Origin of the sequence: Streptomyces sp. T39 (genome assembly GCF_008042045.1) — a bacterium.
Taxonomy (GTDB): domain Bacteria; phylum Actinomycetota; class Actinomycetes; order Streptomycetales; family Streptomycetaceae; genus Streptomyces.
Genome location: NZ_RDBP01000012.1, coordinates 76,268 through 93,445, shown reverse-complemented (window position 1 = coordinate 93,445; position 17,178 = coordinate 76,268). Strand labels below are relative to the sequence as shown.

The 17,178-nt window shown below is 74.1% G+C and carries 15 protein-coding genes and 3 pseudogenes; 7 read left to right on the top strand and 11 right to left on the bottom strand.

Going from position 1 to position 17,178, the window contains the following annotated elements:
• Window positions 1-32 precede the first annotated feature (32 nt).
• From EAO77_RS01345 to EAO77_RS01335, 3 genes are read left to right on the top strand one after another with little or no spacing between them, the layout of a single operon-like run.
• Window positions 33-704 carry a response regulator transcription factor gene (locus EAO77_RS01345; RefSeq protein WP_147986299.1) on the top strand — a complete coding sequence of 224 codons (672 nt, stop codon included), beginning with the start codon at window positions 33-35 and terminating at the stop codon, window positions 702-704.
• Between the two features lie 8 nt (window positions 705-712).
• Window positions 713-2,218: a sensor histidine kinase gene (locus EAO77_RS01340; protein WP_147986298.1), complete on the top strand. Its 1,506-nt coding sequence runs from the start codon at window positions 713-715 to the stop codon at window positions 2,216-2,218.
• Window positions 2,215-2,886: a hypothetical protein gene (locus EAO77_RS01335; RefSeq protein WP_147986297.1), complete on the top strand. Its 672-nt coding sequence runs from the start codon at window positions 2,215-2,217 to the stop codon at window positions 2,884-2,886. Before EAO77_RS01340 ends, EAO77_RS01335 begins: the two co-directional genes overlap by 4 nt.
• 27 nt (window positions 2,887-2,913) lie before the next feature.
• On the opposite strand, the gene EAO77_RS01330 is transcribed toward EAO77_RS01335, so the two are convergent.
• Together EAO77_RS01330 and EAO77_RS01325 are read right to left on the bottom strand one after the other, a co-directional pair.
• Entirely contained in the window at window positions 2,914-3,735 is an 822-nt protein-coding gene (locus tag EAO77_RS01330) for a serine hydrolase domain-containing protein (protein WP_147986296.1), read from the bottom strand.
• A 14-nt stretch (window positions 3,736-3,749) separates the two neighbouring features.
• Window positions 3,750-4,217: a GNAT family N-acetyltransferase gene (locus EAO77_RS01325; protein WP_147986295.1), complete on the bottom strand. Its 468-nt coding sequence runs from the start codon at window positions 4,215-4,217 to the stop codon at window positions 3,750-3,752.
• A gap of 96 nt (window positions 4,218-4,313) precedes the next feature.
• On the opposite strand from EAO77_RS01325, the gene EAO77_RS01320 reads away from it, so the two are divergent.
• Window positions 4,314-4,805, top strand: coding sequence for a MerR family transcriptional regulator (locus tag EAO77_RS01320; RefSeq protein ID WP_147986294.1), 492 nt, complete (start codon window positions 4,314-4,316; stop codon window positions 4,803-4,805).
• Between the two features lie 4 nt (window positions 4,806-4,809).
• Window positions 4,810-5,775: pseudogene (locus EAO77_RS01315) on the top strand (aldo/keto reductase); the annotation flags it as partial.
• Here EAO77_RS01315 and EAO77_RS01310 read toward each other — a convergent pair.
• The 8 genes and pseudogenes from EAO77_RS01310 to EAO77_RS01275 all read right to left on the bottom strand — a co-directional run.
• Window positions 5,769-6,020 (bottom strand): annotated as a pseudogene (locus EAO77_RS01310) (aldo/keto reductase); the annotation flags it as partial. The pseudogenes EAO77_RS01315 and EAO77_RS01310 sit on opposite strands and share 7 nt — an antisense overlap.
• Window positions 6,021-6,099: 79 nt before the next feature.
• Window positions 6,100-7,266, bottom strand: a pseudogene (locus EAO77_RS01305) (acyltransferase family protein); the annotation flags it as partial.
• Window positions 7,267-7,754: 488 nt separating this feature from the next.
• Entirely contained in the window at window positions 7,755-8,783 is a 1,029-nt protein-coding gene (locus tag EAO77_RS01300; RefSeq protein WP_147986293.1) for an alpha/beta hydrolase, read from the bottom strand.
• Between the two features lie 168 nt (window positions 8,784-8,951).
• On the bottom strand, window positions 8,952-9,635 hold the full coding sequence (locus EAO77_RS01295) for a response regulator (protein WP_147986292.1): 684 nt from the start codon (window positions 9,633-9,635) through the stop codon (window positions 8,952-8,954).
• Window positions 9,632-10,969 carry a sensor histidine kinase gene (locus EAO77_RS01290; RefSeq protein ID WP_147986291.1) on the bottom strand — a complete coding sequence of 446 codons (1,338 nt, stop codon included), beginning with the start codon at window positions 10,967-10,969 and terminating at the stop codon, window positions 9,632-9,634. The genes EAO77_RS01295 and EAO77_RS01290 overlap by 4 nt, the downstream gene beginning before the upstream one ends.
• 71 nt (window positions 10,970-11,040) lie before the next feature.
• Complete coding sequence (locus EAO77_RS01285) at window positions 11,041-11,901, bottom strand: DUF4429 domain-containing protein (protein WP_147986290.1); 861 nt, start codon at window positions 11,899-11,901, stop codon at window positions 11,041-11,043.
• A gap of 117 nt (window positions 11,902-12,018) precedes the next feature.
• Complete coding sequence (locus EAO77_RS01280) at window positions 12,019-13,221, bottom strand: alpha/beta hydrolase (RefSeq protein ID WP_147986289.1); 1,203 nt, start codon at window positions 13,219-13,221, stop codon at window positions 12,019-12,021.
• Between the two features lie 70 nt (window positions 13,222-13,291).
• Window positions 13,292-14,023 (bottom strand): TetR family transcriptional regulator, encoded by a 732-nt coding sequence (locus tag EAO77_RS01275; protein WP_147986288.1) that lies wholly within the window; start codon window positions 14,021-14,023, stop codon window positions 13,292-13,294.
• Between the two features lie 139 nt (window positions 14,024-14,162).
• On the opposite strand from EAO77_RS01275, the gene EAO77_RS01270 reads away from it, so the two are divergent.
• Window positions 14,163-15,785 carry an MFS transporter gene (locus EAO77_RS01270; RefSeq protein WP_147986287.1) on the top strand — a complete coding sequence of 541 codons (1,623 nt, stop codon included), beginning with the start codon at window positions 14,163-14,165 and terminating at the stop codon, window positions 15,783-15,785.
• 171 nt (window positions 15,786-15,956) lie between these two features.
• The gene (locus EAO77_RS01265) at window positions 15,957-16,337 is read left to right on the top strand and encodes a peptidase inhibitor family I36 protein (protein ID WP_147986286.1); all 381 of its coding nucleotides are present in this window, start codon (window positions 15,957-15,959) and stop codon (window positions 16,335-16,337) included.
• 55 nt (window positions 16,338-16,392) lie between these two features.
• Here EAO77_RS01265 and EAO77_RS01260 read toward each other — a convergent pair.
• The coding region (locus tag EAO77_RS01260; protein ID WP_410088176.1) for a transketolase-like TK C-terminal-containing protein at window positions 16,393-17,178 on the bottom strand (786 nt) is incomplete at its 5' end.

Here is a 17,178-nt window from a genome sequence, read left to right as displayed (position 1 = left end):
GATGGCGAGGTCGCCGTGGAACGGCCCGCGTCCTGCTCATCGAAGACGACCCCGCCGTACGCGAAGGGGTCGAACTCGGGCTGCGCCGCCGCGGCCACGACGTCCGCACCGCCGCCACCGGCGAGGCCGGGCTCGACGCGCTGCGCGAGTTCCGGCCCGACCTGCTGCTGCTCGACCTGATGCTGCCCGGCATGAACGGCGTCCAGGTCTGCCGTCGTGTACGCGAGGACAGCCAGTTGCCGATCATCATGCTCACCGCCCGCGGCGACGACTTCGACGTCGTCATCGGCCTGGAGGCGGGCGCCGACGACTACATCGTCAAACCGGCCCGTACCGAGGTGATCGAGGCCCGCATCCGGGCCGTGCTGCGCCGTATCGAGGAGCCGGGCGCGGGCCGCCCCGCCGTCGAGTTCCACGGCGACCTCGCCATCGACCGGGCGGGGCTCACCGTCGCCAAGTCCGGTGAACGGCTCGCGCTCGCCCCGTCCGAACTCAAGCTGCTGCTGCACCTGTCGGCCGCGCCCGAGCAGGTCTTCAGCCGCCAGCAACTGCTGGAGCACGTCTGGGAACACAGCTACCACGGCGACGCCCGGCTGGTGGACGCGTGCGTACGGCGGCTGCGGACCAAGATCGAGGACTCGGGGGGCAGCCCCCGCTACATCCAGACCCTGCGGGGCTTCGGCTACCGCTTCGGACCCCTGTGACGTCTCCCGTGACCACTCCCCCCGCACCCGCCCGCACCCCGCGCGCCCCCCGGCGGCTCCGCCGCCGCGGGCGCCTCGTGCCCTTCGGGCTGCGCACCCGCCTCGTGCTCGCGTTCCTGCTCGTCGCCGTCGTCAGCGCCGGCACGACCGCGGCGCTGACCTACCGCGAGGCGCGCAACGCCGTGCTCGCCAGCGCCCAGGACACCGCCGTCGTCTCCTTCCGCGAGCAGGTCGAGACCCTCGGCACCGGGCTGCCCGTCGACCCGCCGACGCTGCGGGAGATGCTGTTCGTCATAGCGAGCAAGGCCAAGCCCCACCCCTGGGTCGTCTTCGCCGAGTACGGCTCGCTGCGCGTGTCATCCGGCGAGAACCCCACCTCCACCGTCATCACCCCCGAACTGCGGCGCACCGCGCTCACTTCCTCCCACGGCAGCTTCGAACGGGTCGTCCGCGACGGGGTCCCGTACCTGACCGTCGCCATGCCCGTCGCCGTCAGGACAGGCAACACCACCTCCCTGCCCAGCGGGCTCGTGCTGTTCGCCGTGATGCGGATGACCGACGAGCAGGCCGACGCGGACGCCCTCCTCACCGCCGCCCGCGACGGCGCCCTCCCGGGACTCGCGATCGCCCTGATCCCCGCACTGCTCTCCGCGCGCAGCGTGCTGCGGCCCGTTCGCGAACTGCGGGGGGCGGCACGGTCCATGGGCAGCGGCCGGCTCGACACCCGGATCGAGGTCCGGGGCCGTGACGAACTGGCCGACCTGGCACGGACGTTCAACGAATCCGCGGGAGAGCTCGAACGTTCCGTGGACGAACTCCAGCGGGCCGAGGCCAGGGCCAGGCGCTTCGCCGCCGACGTCTCGCACGAACTGCGCACCCCGCTCGCCGGGATGCTCGCCGTCACCGAGGTCCTCGACGAGGACGCCGGGGGCCTCGACCCCGACACCGCCCGCGCGGTCCGGCTGATCAGCTCCGAGACAGGCAAACTCGCCGTGCTGGTCGAGGATCTGATGGAGATCTCCCGCTTCGACGCCCGCGCCGCCGAACTCAACACCGACGAGGTCGACGCCGCGGAGACCGTCCACAAGACCCTCGCCCACCGGCACTGGGACGGCCGGGTCCACACCGACCTGCCCGAGGGCGTCCGGGCCCGCCTCGACCCCCGCCGCTTCGACATCGTCGTCGCCAACCTCGTCGGCAACGCCCTGCGGCACGGCGCCGAGCCGGTCGGGGTGCGGGTGTCGGTGCACGGCCCAACGCTGGTCACCGAGGTCATGGACAGCGGACCGGGCATCCGGCCCGAGGTGCTGCCGCACATCTTCGACCGCTTCTACAAGGCGGACGCGGCCCGTACCCGGTCGACGGGCAGCGGACTGGGCCTCGCCATCACCCAGGAGAACGTACGGCTCCACGGCGGGACCGTCCGTGCGGCGAACCTTCCGGGCGGCGGCGCCGTCTTCACCGTCGAGATCCCGCTGGCCGGGGTCCGGCCCACGGAGGAGACGACGGCATGAGACGGACCGCACGCACCCTCGCGACCCTCGCGGCACTCCTGCCGCTCGCCGGGTGCGGCATCGGCATCCCGGAGACCGACGTCATCGAGGCGGGCGGCCCGGCGACCATCGACGTGCTGCCCGCCCGCGACTTCCGGATGCTGCTCTTCTTCCTCTCCCCGGACGGCATGCTGACGCCCGTCCCGCGGGTCGTCGACGACGGCTCCGCGCGAGCGGGCGGGGGCTTCCGGGAGCCCGACGGCACCGAGGAGGACTCCGGCGCGGGCGACGGCGGGTCCGTGCCCCTGCCGGTGCGTCCGCCGACCGACAAGACCGTCGCCGCGCTCCTCGCCGGCCCGACCGCCACCGAGCGGGGGGCAGGGCTGAGCAACGCGCCCTCCCTGCCGAAGGAGGCACGCCTCACGGTCACGGTGTCCGGCGGCGTCATCGAGGCCGGCATCGACGCGCCGCTCGACGGCATGGGCGACCTCGCCGCGCGGCAGCTCGTCTGCACCGTCGCCTACGCCGAGGACGCATGGGGACGGCCGCCGGTGCGGCTCATCGGCACCGACGGCGCCCGGCCGTCGGCCACCTGCGACGCCTCGTCCGTACCCGCGCCGGAGGAGTCCGACGCGGATCGCCCCGTACCGACCGCCGGCGCCGCGACCTCGCCGGCGCCGGGGCCGTGACGGACAGCGGGGCCGGCGCCGTGCGGGTCAGCCCCGCAGGTCGGCCAGCACCGCGTCCGTGAACGGCGGCCACGCCTCGATCGCCCAGGGGCCGAACGCCCGGTCCGTGAGCGCCACGCACGCGGCCCCGGCGTCCGGGTCGATCCACAGGAAGGTGCCGGACTGGCCGAAGTGGCCGACGGTGCGCGGCGACGACGAAGCGCCCGTCCAGTGCGGGGACTTGCCGTCCCTGATCTCGAAGCCGAGACCCCAGTCGTTGGGCTTCTGGCTGCCGTAGCCCGGCAGTATCCCGGACAGGCCGGGATGCACGACCGTCATGGCCTCCAGCACCGTCCGCGGGTCCAGCAGCCGCGGCGCCTGCACCTCGGCTGCGAAGCGCACCAGATCGTCCACGGTGGAGACGCCGTCCTTCGCGGGCGACCCCTCCAGCGTCGTCGACGTCATGCCGAGCGGCTCCAGCACCGCCTGGTGGAGATAGTCGGCGAACGGGATGTCGGTCGCCTTGGCGATGTGGTCGCCCAGCACCTCGAAGCCCGCGTTGGAGTAGATCCGCCGGGCGCCGGGCGCGGCCTGGATCCGGTGCTCGTCGAAGGCGAGGCCGGACGTGTGGGCGAGCAGATGCCGCACGGTCGCGCCGTCCGGACCCGCCGCCTCGTCGAACTCGATCGCCCCCTCCTCGTACGCCACCAGCGCCGCGTACGCCGCGAGCGGCTTCGTGACGGAGGCGAGCGGGAACCGCCGGTCCGTGGGGCCGTGCGAACCGACCACGGTCCCGTCCGCGCGGACGACTGCGGCCGCCGCGGTGGGTACCGGCCAGTTCTCGATCATCGCCAGGCTCTGCATGCTCATGAGCCTAAAGGGTGCTACCAGCGCAGCCGCATGGCCGGGTCGGGGGTGCGGACGAAGCCGAGGGAGGCGTACAGCGGCTCGCCGTGCTCCGACGCCCGCAGGTCCACCCTGCGCACGCCGCGCCCGCGGAACCAGCCCAGCAGCCCTTCCATGCAGGCCCGCGAGTATCCGCGGCGGCGCATGTCCTCGTCCGTGGCGACGCTGAACACGTAGCCCGTCGTGCCCTGTGGATTGTCCGGGCCGCCGAGGCGGCGCTCGACGGTCCCGACCGCGCAGGCCGCGAGCCCGCCGCCAGGCCGCGGCACGACGAACGCGGCGAGGCTGCCGTCCGGGTCCCCGAGGCGCTCGCGCAGCGAGGCCGCCGCGAGGGGCTGCCAGCCCGTGTCCGCGAGCGGGGCGCCCCGCACCGACTCCAGCATCACCGTGCGCAGACGGACGAGTTCCTCGGCGTCGCCGGTCACGGCGGGGCGTGCGATGCTCATGCGCCGCAGGCTAGCCCTGCCGGCTGCTCCATGCGATCTCCCCGCGAAACGAATGATGCTTGCTTCGAGTGCACTCGAAGGTTCTAGCGTGGAGGCATGACGGTGATCGAGACGACTCCGGCCCGAACCGGCCGACGGCCCGGTGGACGCACCGGTGCGCCCAAGGACCTCTGCCAGGCCGCACCCGCCGCACACCCCCGGCCCGAGGGACGAGACCGCTACACCATCAGCGAGGTCGCCGCCCTGACCGGGCTCACCGCGCACACCCTGCGGTGGTACGAGCGGATCGGGCTGATGCAGCACATCGACCGCTCCCACACGGGACAGCGGCGCTTCACCAACCGTGACCTCGACTGGCTCGCCTTCGTCGGCAAGCTCCGCCTCACCGGCATGCCGGTCGCCGACATGGTCGCCTACGCGGAGATGATCCGGGCGGGCGACCACACCTTCGACGCACGCCGCGAACTGCTGCACCGGACCCGGCAGGACGTCATCGAGCGCATCGCCGAACTCCAGGACACGCTCGCCGTACTGGACCACAAGATCGAGTTCTACGGGGACGCCCGCCGGGTGTCCCAGAAGGGCTGACACCATGGCCGACAGCACGATCGCACAGGTGGAACTCGGGACCGGAGGGCCCCTCGTCGGCGTCCAGGGCCTCGGCTGCATGGGCATGAGCGAGTTCTACGGCGACACCGACGAAGCCGAGTCCCGCCGCACCCTGCAGGCGGCGCTCGACGCGGGCGTCACCCTCTTCGACACCGCCGACATGTACGGACAGGGCGCCAACGAGGAGTTCCTCGCGCCGTTCGTGGCCGCGCACCGCGAGGAGATCACCCTCGCCACCAAGTTCGCCATCGACCGGAGCGCGGGCGACGACCGGCGGGTCGTGCGCAACGACCCCGCGTACATCCGCGCGGCCGTCGAGGGGAGCCTGCGGCGGCTCGGCGTCGACGTGATCGACCTCTACTACATGCACCGCCGCGACCCGGACGTGCCGTTCGACGAATCCGTCGGCGCGATGGCCGGACTCGTCGAACGCGGCCTCGTCCGGCACCTCGGCCTCAGCGAGGTGACCGGAGCCGAACTGCGCGAGGCGCACGCCGTGCACCCCATCGCCGCCCTCCAGTCCGAATGGTCCCTGTTCAGCCGGGACGTGGAACGCAGCGCGGTGGGCGCGGCGGCGGAGCTCGGGGTGGCGTTCGTCCCCTACTCCCCGCTCGGCAGGGGCTTCTTGACCGGCGCGTTCCAGGACGCCGGAGCGGATTTGTCGGCGGGGGACTTCCGCCGCTTCCAGCCGCGCTTCACCGGCGACAACGCGCGCACCAACGCGGCCCTGCTGGAGCCGGTCCGCACGATCGCCGCGGAGCACGGGGCGACCCCGGCGCAGGTCGCGCTCGCCTGGGTGCAGCAGCGCGCCGAGGTCCACGGCCTCCCCGTGATCCCCATCCCCGGCACCCGCCGCACCTCCCGCCTCCTGGAGAACACCGCCGCGACCCGCCTCCGTCTGACCCCCGAGGACCTGGCGGCCCTGGAGCCCATCGCCGCGAAGGTCGCGGCGGTGTTCTCCAGGAGGCGGGAGGTGCGGCGGGTGCCGGGGATGGGGATCACGGGGAGGCCGTGGACCTCGGCGCGCTGCTGCACCCAGGCGAGCGCGACCTGCGCCGGGGTCGCCCCGTGCTCCGCGGCGATCGTGCGGACCGGCTCCAGCAGGGCCGCGTTGGTGCGCGCGTTGTCGCCGGTGAAGCGCGGCTGGAAGCGGCGGAAGTCCCCCGCCGACAAATCCGCTCCGGCGTCCTGGAACGGCGTCCTGGAACGTGCTCGGTGTCACCGCGGTGTGGGCGGTCCTGGCCCCGGTCCTGCACACACTGGGCGTGCCGGCCACCCCCGCCGCCGCCCGCACGGGACCGCGGACCCGGGACGTCCAGGGGGACTCGAACACCCGGGCCCAGCGGGCGATCACGGCCAGCAGACAGGCCAGCACCGGCAGCCACGCGAGCCGCGCCGCCACCCACCCGAGCGTGTCCGGCGCGGTCGTCAGCCCCGGCACCGCGCCGGCGAAGGAGGCGGGGACGGCCGCGGCCAGCATCGCCGTCTGGTGCCAGCACAGGATCGTCATGGCGCACAGGTTGATCACCACGACCGGCGCCCACAGCGCGGGACGCCGCAGCGCCCGCCCCAACCGCTCACGCAGCAGCATCGCCACGCCGCTCTGCGCCGCCGCGAGGGCGAGCACGAGCAGGGACGGCGGATGGGAGTTGGTGCGCGCCTCGCCCGGGACGCCCACCATCGACGCCGGGTAGCCGAAGACGAGCAGCAGCACCGCGAACAGCGCTGCACCGCCGACCGCCAGCGCCCACGCGTGCCGCCGCCCGACGCGGCCCGTGCCCCAGCTCACGCCGAGCTGATAGGCGAAGAGCCAGCCCGGGAGGATGTTCAGGGCGCCGAGCCAGCCCGGCACGGCGTCCGCGGACGGCCCGTACCGCAGCAGGTCCACGACCGCGACCGCCGCGAGCAGCGGAGCCGCCGCCCACACGCCCGTGCGCCGCGCCGCGCGGACGCAGTACGGGGTCAGCGCGGTGATCGCGGTGTACACGCCGACGAACCAGAGCGGCTGGATCACCAGCGTCGCCCCCGTGCGCAGCGTGGTGGCCGGCACGCCCAGTGTGTGCAGGACCGGGGCCAGGACCGCCCACACCGCGGTGACACCGAGCACCGGACGTCCCAGCCGGGCCAGCCGCTGCCGCAGCCAGGCGCCCGTGCCGCCGGTGCGGCGCTCGTAGGAGCGCACGGAGGCGTACCCGCCGACGAGGAAGAAGATCCCCAGCATCTGGAGCACCCAGCTGACCGGCGCGAAGAAGCCGAACGACGACAGCGGACTGGCGTTGTGGAGGGCGCCGCCGCCGTCGACGGTGAAGCCGCCGAGCAGCCAGTGCCCGGCCGGTACGGCGAGGAGGGCGAGCGCCCGCAGCCCGTCCACGGCCCGGTCGCGGTGCGCCGGCGTCCGCGCCTCGATCCGCGCGACGAGCCCGCGCGCACGCCCCCGCAACGCCGCGCCGCGCCCGGCGGCGGCCCGCGACCTGCCGCCCGGCGGGCTCCCGCCGGAGGCCGTTCGTCCCACGCCCACCGGGCGGGCGACCCGCGCGGTTTCGGCGGCCGCCCGGGCCGCGTCCGCCGGGTGCGCGTCGGGTTCGGTCCCGGCGGCCCCCCGGGCCGCGTCCGCCGGGTGCGCGTCGGGTTCGGTCCCGGCGGCCCCCCGGGCCGCGCTCGCCGGGTGCGCGTCGGGTTCCGTCCCGGCGGCCGCTGCCGCGTCCGCCCGGTGCGCGGCCCGGTCCGTCGCCCGGGTCGTCCCGGCGCTCGCGGCGGCGGCCGCCCGCTGCGTGCCGTGCGGCGGGCTCCCGGCCCGGTCCGCGTGCGGCATCCGCGTCGTCCCGGCCTCGCGCGCCCCGTGCCCCGCCGGCACCGTCGTCCCGGCCTCGCGCGCCCCGTGCCCCGTCGGCAGCGTCGTCCCGGCCTCGCGCGCCCCGCGCCCGCCCCTCATCGGACCTCACCCCGGGCGATCGCGGCGAACGCGTCCAGGGAGTCCGTGCCCGGTGCCAGGTAGCCGGTGTGTCCCTCGGCGCGGTCGGCCGGGATACGGCGGGCGCCGAACGCGGGCGCGGCCGGGTCGTTGCCGTGGCCGAGTCCGGCGAAGCGGACGTTGGGCACCTTGGAGATCCAGTCGGAGGGGTCCTTCGCCGCCCACACCCGCGCGCTCGTCCCGAGGTCCTCGGCGCGGTCGGCGCGCATGCCGGGGGAGCCGAACACGACCAGGTCGCGGGCGTCGGCCCGGGAGGCGGCGAGGCCGCACACCACGGAGCCGTAGCTGTGGCAGAACAGCGCGGGCCGCGGCGCCCCCGCCGCGGTCAGCCCCCCGGTGAACCGCACCAGCCGCTCCGCGCCCGCCTCCGCGAGGTCCCCGGAGGCGGCGTCGAGCCCGACGCCGACGGGTGTGGTGTAGCCGGTCCAGGCCACCACCGCGCTGCCCGCCCCGGCGGCCGCGCGCAGCGACCTCGCCATGCCCGCGGGAGTGCCGTACGGGTCCGACGGCCGCTCGGGGGTCCCGGCGTCGACGTCGGAACCGGGTACCACCACCGACACCTGCCGGGCGTGCTCCAGGTCCCCGAACACCTCGGCGACCTGCCCCCGGCCGCGCGGGTCGAACGCCAGGATGTCGCGTCCCGCGAGGTGCGCGAACGCGGTGCCGCGCACGGCGGCGGCGTTGGCGGTGAGGCGCAGGGCGACGGGCGCGCCGTCGAGGTTGCCCACGACCAGCGGGTGCCGGCGCACCAGTTCCCGGTCCTCGGCCGCCGTCGTCGAGGCGAAGAAGGCGGCGACCTCGGCCGGGTCCGCCGTCGCCGGGTCGGGCAGCGCCCTCCCGAGCACCCGGTCCGCGGCCCAGGCCGCGGCGCCCGGCACCGGGCCCGTCACGGGCCGCTGGGCGTTGCCCGACGCCCAGCCGGCCGTCCCCGCGACCACGGTCGTCGTCAGCGCGACCGTGACCAGCGTCCTGCTGTAGCGGCGCATGTGGCTGCCTCCCTCTTCCCCGTCCGTCCGTTCCGAGGGGAGGAAGGTAGGAAGAAGGCGTCCGGCGGCACATCACACCGCGGAGCCGGCCGCGACGTCATACCGGGGTAGGGGGTGGTGGAGACGGGCGGCGTCCCGCACCGTCACCGGCCGGCGTGCCGGGTCCGCTCAGCGCGCCCCGTCGCCGGGGCGTACGACCCCCGACTCGTAGGCGAAGATGACCAGTTGGGCGCGGTCGCGCTGGTCCAGCTTGGCGAGCAGGCGACCGATGTGGGTCTTGACGGTCTGTTCGGCGAGCACCAGATGTGCGGCGATTTCCTGGTTCGACAGCCCGCGGGCGATCAGCTCCAGTACCTCGGTCTCACGCGGCGTCAGCCCGGCCAGTCGCAGGGCCGGGTCGCGGCGGGGTGCGGGGCGCTGTGCGGCGAAGTCCGCGATCAGCCGCCGGGTCACGGAGGGCGCGAGCAGCGCCTCCCCGGCGGCGACCACCCGCACCGCGGAGATCAGGTCGGCGGGCGGGGCGTCCTTCAGCAGGAAGCCGGACGCCCCGGCGCGCAGCGCCTCGTACACGTAGTCGTCCACGTCGAAGGTGGTCAGCATCAGCACCTTCGGCCGGTGCGTCACACCCGTCGGGGGGTCCAGCAGCTGCCGTGCGGCCGCGAGGCCGTCCATCTCGGGCATCCGCACGTCCATGAGCACCACGTCGGGGTGCGTGGCGCGGCTGACCTCGACGCCCCGGCGCCCGTCGGGGGCCTCGCCGACCACGTCGATGTCGGCCTGCGCGGCCAGCAGGGCGGCGAAGCCCGCCCGCACCATGGCCTGGTCGTCGACGATGATCACACGAATGGTCAACTGCCGTCCTCCGTCGGGTCGGTGGGCGCCGGACCGGCGGGCCCGGCCGTCTCCGGGCCGAGGGGGATCCGGGCGGCGACCCGGTAGCCGCCGTCCGGCAGCGGACCGGTGTCCAGGGTGCCGCCGGTCAACCGTACGCGCTCCCGCATCCCCACCAGGCCGTGCCCCGTCCCCGTGCTCTCCAGCGGCGCGACGGGCCCGGACGGCGGTCCGTTGACGACGAGCACCGTCAGATGCGCGCCGTCCGACGACACCGACACCCGGGTCGGGGCGCCCGGCGCGTGGCGGACCACGTTGGCCAGTGCCTCCTGCACGATCCGGTACGCCGACAGGTCGACGGTGCCGGGCAGGCCGTCCAGACCGGCCTGGAGCGACAACTCGGCCGGCACACCCGCCCGCACGGTCGCCTCCACCAGTTGCTGGGCCCTGTCCAGTCCCGGCTGCGGGGCGCGTTCGCCCCCGGCGCCGTCGCTGCGCAGCACGGCGAGCAGCCGCCGCATCTCGGTCAGCGACTCGCGCGCGCCGGCCGCGATCGAGGCGAACTCCTCGCGTGCCGCCTCGGGCAGGTCCGTGATCCGGTAGGGCGCCGAGTCCGCCTGGACGGTGATCACCGACATGTGGTGGGCGACCACGTCGTGCAGTTCGCGGGCGATCCGGGTGCGCTCCTCCAGCAGGGTGCGCTGGGCGCGTTCGGCCACGCTGATGGTCTCCTGCACCAGCAGCCGCCGCCGCACCTCGTCGCGTTCGCGCAGGGTGCCGGTGAGCGCGAGCACGACCCCGCTCAGTACGAACAGCAGCAGGTGGACACCGTCGCTGTGGCGCTGCGAGACCAGTTCGAACAGCAGGCCCGCGGCACCCGTCGCCAGCCAGACGGCGACCAGCCTGCGCCGGGGCTCGCGCAGTCCGAGCGCGGCCATCAGGAACAGGTAGCCGACGACGGCCATCGGCGTCCACGGCCAGGTCCGCCCGTCGGTGCCGTCGGCGCCCAGCAGCGCGAACGCGGTCACGATGTCGGCGGCGAAGACGATCCACCAGGCGTGCATCGGTCGCCGTACGGCGAGCAGCAGCGGCACGGTCTGCGCGGTGGCCAGCGCGCCGGCGAGCGCGCCGCCCATTCCGTAGTCCTGCGTCATCACGGTCACGCCCACGGGCAGCAGCGAGGCGACGAGACCGCCGGCGACGACGTACGGCAGCAGCCGCACCCAGCGCGACCGCGCACCGTCGAACAGGGCGGCGGTCGACTCGGACGGGGAGGCCAGTTCGGCGGCTGCGACGCGTGCGGCGCGGCGGACGGCGCCGGTCAGCCGGCTGCGGAGGGCGGGGTGGTGAGCCATGAGGTGGCCCAGCCTAGACAGGTCCGGAGCCCGGGGACGGGGGGAGCGCGGCGAGGCGTTCCCGTGCCGTGTCACAGCTCGGCCAGCAGCTCCGCCTTCTTGCGGGAGAACTCCTCGTCCGTGACCAGGCCCGCGCCGTGCAGGTCCCCGAGGTGGCGTATGCGGTCGGCGATGTCCGCCGGGTCGCGGCGGGAGGAGCGGACGGCCGCGAGGGCGGGCGCCGGCGCGTGACGGCGTACCGACTCCAGGACCGCGGCGGCGAACGGCAGCGACTCGTGCACCGGCCCGTACCCGAGTCCGAAGACGACGGCCGCCGGGTCCTGGTCGGGCTGGGCGGCACCGGCGCCGTCGGCGTCCCGGCGCAGCAGCCGCAGGTAGCCGTCCAGGATCTCCGGCGAACGCCATTCGACGCCGCTCAGCTCGGACAGCGCGAAACTCTGGTCGCCCGCTTTCCACTTGGCGGTCGACGCCCCCGTCCAGAACCAGCGGAACGCCACCCGCGATCCGTCGAACGAGGCCTTGCCGTCGTACGCCTTGAAGCCGAGCGGCCCCTCGGGCGCGGCCACCAGGTACCGGTCGGCGGGGGTGTCGGCGTCCGGGGGGAGCACGGCGCGCAGTTCGTCGGCGTAGTACTCCGCCAGCGTCTCGCGCTCCGCGGGGAGCACCAGGCGGTAGGGGTCCGAGGTGTCCTTCAGCTGGCCCGCGGCCGCCTCCATCAGCGGGTCGGCGCCGGGTCTGGGCTCGGCACGCAGCACCACCGTGCCCCGCTTGCCGGGGGAGAGCGTCACCCCGGCCAACGCCTCGTGCGGGATGCGCCGTTCACGCAGGGCCGAGAACAGCTTCGGCGTGCGGATTCCCCGTTCGAAGCGGATGAGCACGGAGTCGGACTCGAACTCCCACGTGGCTTGAATTCCCGCCAGTACGTCACCCATGTGCCTCATCGTATGCGGCCGACGCCTGTCCGTCGCCCCTGTGGGGCAAGCAGCTTCTGCGCCGCTCTACGCGCGTTGGAACCGCCGGTCACCGCAAAACCGGCCGGAATTCCGGCTTCAGGCCGCGGCGATGTCATGGCGGCAGGAGTCGTCCCCGGCGGCGCAGCTGATGCCGTCGTAGGCGCCGACCCCTATGGCGGCGAAGTTGTGGACGCTCTCGGTTCCCGGCTCGAAATAGCCGGTGTGGCCGACGGCCCGCGCGGCCGAGACGACCCGCGCGCCGAACTCGGGCGTGACCGGGTCCTCGCCGTGTCCGAGGCCGCCGACGGCCAGGTGCGGCACGTCCTGGATCCAGTCGTCGCCGTCCCGGGTGGCCCACACCCGGGCGCTGGTGCCGAGCTCCGCCACGTTCTCCGCGCGCATGCCGGGGCTGCCGGCGACGGCGAGGTCCTCCACCCGGGCGGGCAGACCGCGGGCGGCGACGCCGCAGACGACGGAACCGTAGCTGTGGCAGAACAGCGCGACGCGGGAATTGCCCGGCAGCGCCTCGGTCAGCGCGGTCAGCCGGCGGGCGCCGCTCTCGGCGAGACGCCCGATCGCCGAGTCCACGCCCACGCCCACGGGCGAGGTGTAGTCGGCCCAGGCGATGACGGCGGTGGGGACCCGCGGAGCGGCCGCCCGCTCGGCGGCGTACAGCGACTGCGCCATGCCGACGGGGGCGGTGTACTTGCGGGCGGTCCTCTGGAAGGTGAGGAGATTGGTGTCGACGCCGGGCACGATCACGGAGACCCGCTCGGCCCGGTCGAGGTTGCCGAACACCTCGGCCACCCGGCCCGCGCCGGACGGGTCGAAGGCGAGGATCTGACGGTCCTCGGCCATCAGCGCCTTGAAGCGGTGCATGCGCCGCACGGCCTCGTGGTGGCCGTCGGCGGTGAGCGAGGGATCCGCCACCCGGTCCTTCTCCTTGGACCACGACGCGGCGAGCGCCTTCCGGTTCGCCCGGTAACGCAGGGTCACCGGCGCGCCGTTGAGGTTCCCCACGATCCGGGGGTACTCGGCGGCGAGCCGGGTACCGGCCCCGGTGCCGACCGACGCGAAGAAGGCGGCCAGCCGGGTCGGCTCCTCGTCCGGCGACGGCAGCGCGCGCCCGTCGATCCGCGCCTTGTGCCAGGCGACCAGTTCCGCGGCGAGAAGGGTGCGGGGACCGCTCTGATGCCGGATGGCCGTCCAGCCGGTCGTCGCCAGCATCATCAGCACGACCGTGAGGACGAACAGGGCGCGCCACGCGGTCGGGTTCGGGGTGGAGTCGAAGGAAGTCACTGCGGGACACCCTAGGAGACGCGCACGCGCACGCAGGCGCAGCGTGAGGCAGATCACGCGTGTGGGGGGATTAGAGCGCGGGAAGGTGACCTTCCGTGTGCGCTGCGTGGGTGCGGACCGCGGCTGCGGTGGCCGGTACGGCGCCGGCAGCGGCGGCGGGGGCGGCGGTCGCGCCCCAGTCCTGGGCGAGCGCGGGCGCGAGATGGTCGAGGAAGGTCTCGGTGAGGCCGCGGATCGCCTCCGGGCTGAGATCCTCCCCCTGGCTCCACAGGCGCCCGGTCACCCGCATCACCCCGCTGAAGGCGGCGACCGCCACCCGGGGCCTCGGATCGGCCGTCATGTCCAGCCCCTCGCGCTCGGCGATCAGCTTCGACAGCACCTCCTCCGCCTCGGCCGAGCGCCGCAGATGGGCCGCGAGCAGCGCCGGGGTGGACTCGATCATGCGGAAGCTGCGCATGTGGAGTTCGAGCGGGACGATCTCGGAGACGGCCTCCTCGATGGTGTCCCAGACGGCGAAGACGGCGTTGCGCAGGGCCTCGAACGGCGGCTCGCCCGGCGGGCGGGCGCGCAGCGCGTCGAGGTAGTGGGCCTCCGTCATCTCCTGGACGGCGAAGGCGACGTCCTCCTTGCTGGCGAAGTAGCGGAAGAAGGTGCGCTGGGAGACCTCGACCGCCTCCGTGATCTCGTCGACGGTGGTCTCGTCGTATCCCTGGGCGGTGAACAGTTCGAGGGCGACGCGCACCAGCGCGTCCCGGGTGCGCTGCTTCTTGCGGGCCCGCAGTCCGGTCGGTTCGACCGCCACGTCACCGTCCTCGTTCGTTCGCTGTCCTCCGGCGCTTTACGCGCTTTCCACCAGTTCAGGCTACCTGTGAGCCAGGTGACAGTTACCGACTTGTGAACGCATTTGTCAACTGTCAGTCGCTGACATTAGCCTCCCCGGTATGACTAGTCAGATCACCGTCGACAAGGCGCCGCGAGAGCCGGACGGTCACCAGGGCCAGACGCCGGCACCCGTCAAGGGACTGCGCGGCCACCCCTGGCTGACCCTGTTCGCCGTGGCCGTCGGCGTGATGATGGTCGCGCTGGACGGCACGATCGTCGCGATCGCCAACCCGGCCATCCAGAAGGACCTGGGCGCCTCGCTGTCGGAGGTCCAGTGGATCACCAACGGCTACCTGCTCGCCCTCGCCGTCTCGCTGATCACGGCGGGCAAGCTGGGCGACCGCTTCGGCCACCGGCAGACCTTCCTCATCGGCATCGCCGGCTTCGCCGCCTCGTCCGCCGCGATCGGTCTGGCCGACTCCATCGCCCTGGTGATCGTCTTCCGCATCCTCCAGGGCCTGTTCGGCGCCCTGCTGATGCCGGCGGCGCTCGGCCTGCTGCGCGCCACCTTCCCGGCCGAGAAGCTCAACATGGCGATCGGCATCTGGGGCATGGTCATCGGCGCCTCCACCGCGGGCGGCCCGATCGTCGGCGGTCTGCTCGTCGAGCACGTCAGCTGGCAGTCGGTCTTCTTCATCAACGTGCCCGTCGGCGTGGTCGCCCTCGCCCTCGGCCTCGTGATCCTGCGGGACCACCGCGCCGAGAACGCGCCGCGCTCCTTCGACATCCCCGGCATCCTGCTGCTGTCCGGCGCCATGGGCGCCCTCGTCTACGGCCTGATCAAGGCGGGCGAGTCCTGGGGCTGGGGCGGCACCAACACCTGGCTCTGCCTCGGCGGCGCCCTGGTCCTCTTCGCGCTCTTCGCCTTCTGGGAGACGAAGGTCGAGGAGCCGCTCATCCCGCTCGGCATGTTCCGCTCGATCCCGCTCTCGGCCGGCACCGTGCTGATGGTCCTGATGGCGTTCGCCTTCATGGGCGGCCTGTTCTTCGTGACCTTCTACCTCCAGGGCGTCCGCGGTCTGAGCCCGGTCGACAGCGGACTGCGGCTGCTGCCGCTCACCGCGATGATGATCGTCTCGTCGCCGCTCGCCGGCGCCCTGATCACCAAGTTCGGCCCGCGCGTCCCGCTGGTCGGCGGCATGGTCTGCACCGCGGCCGCGATGTTCGGGATGACCACCCTCACCGAGGGCACCGGCACCTTCGCCATGTCCCTCTGGTTCGCGCTGCTCGGTCTCGGCCTCGCCCCCGTCATGGTGGGCGCCACCGAGGTCATCGTCGGCAACGCCCCGCTGGAGCTGTCCGGTGTGGCCGGTGGTCTCCAGCAGGCCGCCATGCAGGTCGGCGGCGCGCTCGGCACGGCCGTCCTGGGCGCGGTGATGTCCTCCAAGGTCAGTGCCGAGTTCGCGGACAACTGGCAGGCGGCGGGCATCCCCGTCCCGGCCGACCCCCGGCTGGAGGAGGCCGCCGAGTTCGGCGCCGTTCCCGGCGAACTGGCGCAGACGCCCGGTATGACGCCCGACCTGCTCACTCGTATCGGTGACGTCATCCATGACACGTTCATGTCCGGCATGGGTCTGGCGTTCACCGTCGCCGGCATCGTCGCCGTGGTCGCGGCCCTGGTCGCCACCCTGACGAAGCGCGGCGAGAACGCGGAGGCCGGTGCGGGCGCCGCCCACATCTGACGCCACGGACGCCGCCGAGGCGTCAACCGCGCGCACACGACAGCCCCGCCGGGAGCCCCCGGCGGGGCTGTCGCCTATCCGGATGATCATGAACGGGCGCCCTTCCGGCGCGCCCGGCCGCCGGGACAGGCTGCCCTCGTCCGCACAGTCACCGCACGGGGGTCGATCCGCATGCGCCACCTGACCGTTCTCGCCGCCGCCCTGGCCGCGGCCCTCCTGGCACCCGCCGCACCGCCGACGCCCCTGCCGTCCGCCCGCTCCGCGCCCCGGCTCGGCGACTGCGCCGCCGGCGAGCTGTGCCTGTGGGCGAGAGGCGGATTCCAGGGGACGCGTCGTGTCCACGAGCTGTCCGGCCTCGACATCGAGAGCTGCGTCCCGCTCGCCCCCGGCACCACGGCGTCCTCCCTCGCCAACCGCACCGGCAGGCCCGTCACCACCTACCAGTCCGCGGAGTGCGCGGAGACGGGCGAGTTCGAGACCTATCCCGGAAAGGGCACCTGGGTCCCCGAATCCCCCTACCGGGTCCGGGCCTTCAAGGTGTGGGAGACCTGAGACACGACGAAGGGGGTGCGGGGCCACCGGCCCCGCACCCCCTCCTGGAGGCCGGTCAGGCGTCGCCGCCCTCCGGGCCCGGGTCGGCGGCGGCCACGTCGAGCAGCTGGTAGCGGTCGATCGCCTGCTTCAGCACACCGCGGTCCACCTTGCCGTCACGGGCCAGCTCGGTCAGCACGGCCAGCACGATCGACTGCGCGTCGATGTGGAAGTACCGGCGGGCGGCGCCCCGGGTGTCCGCGAAGCCGAAGCCGTCCGCGCCGAGCGAGGTGTAGGCGCCGGGCACCCAGCGCGAGATCTGGTCCGGCACGGAGCGCATCCAGTCCGACACGGCCACGAACGGGCCCTCGGCACCGGACAGCTTGCGCGTCACGTACGGCACGCGCTGCTCCTCCTCGGGGTGCAGCAGGTTGTGCCGGTCCGTCTCGACGGCCTCGCGGCGCAGCTCGTTCCACGAGGTCGCGGACCACACGTCGGCCCGTACGTTCCACTCCTCGGCGAGGATGCGCTGGGCCTCGACGGCCCACGGCACCGCGACGCCGGACGCCATGATCTGCGCCGGGATCTGCCCCTGCTCGCCCGCCTTGAAGCGGTGGATGCCCTTGACGATGCCCTCGGCGTCCACGTCGGCCGGCTCCGCCGGGTGCTGGATCGGCTCGTTGTAGACGGTGAGGTAGTAGAAGACGTCCTCGGCGTCCGGGCCGTACATCCGTCGCAGACCGTCCTTGACGATGTGCGCGATCTCGAAGCCGAACGCCGGGTCGTAGGCGACACACCCCGGGTTGGTCGAGGCCAGCAGCTGGGAGTGGCCGTCGGCGTGCTGGAGGCCCTCGCCGGTCAG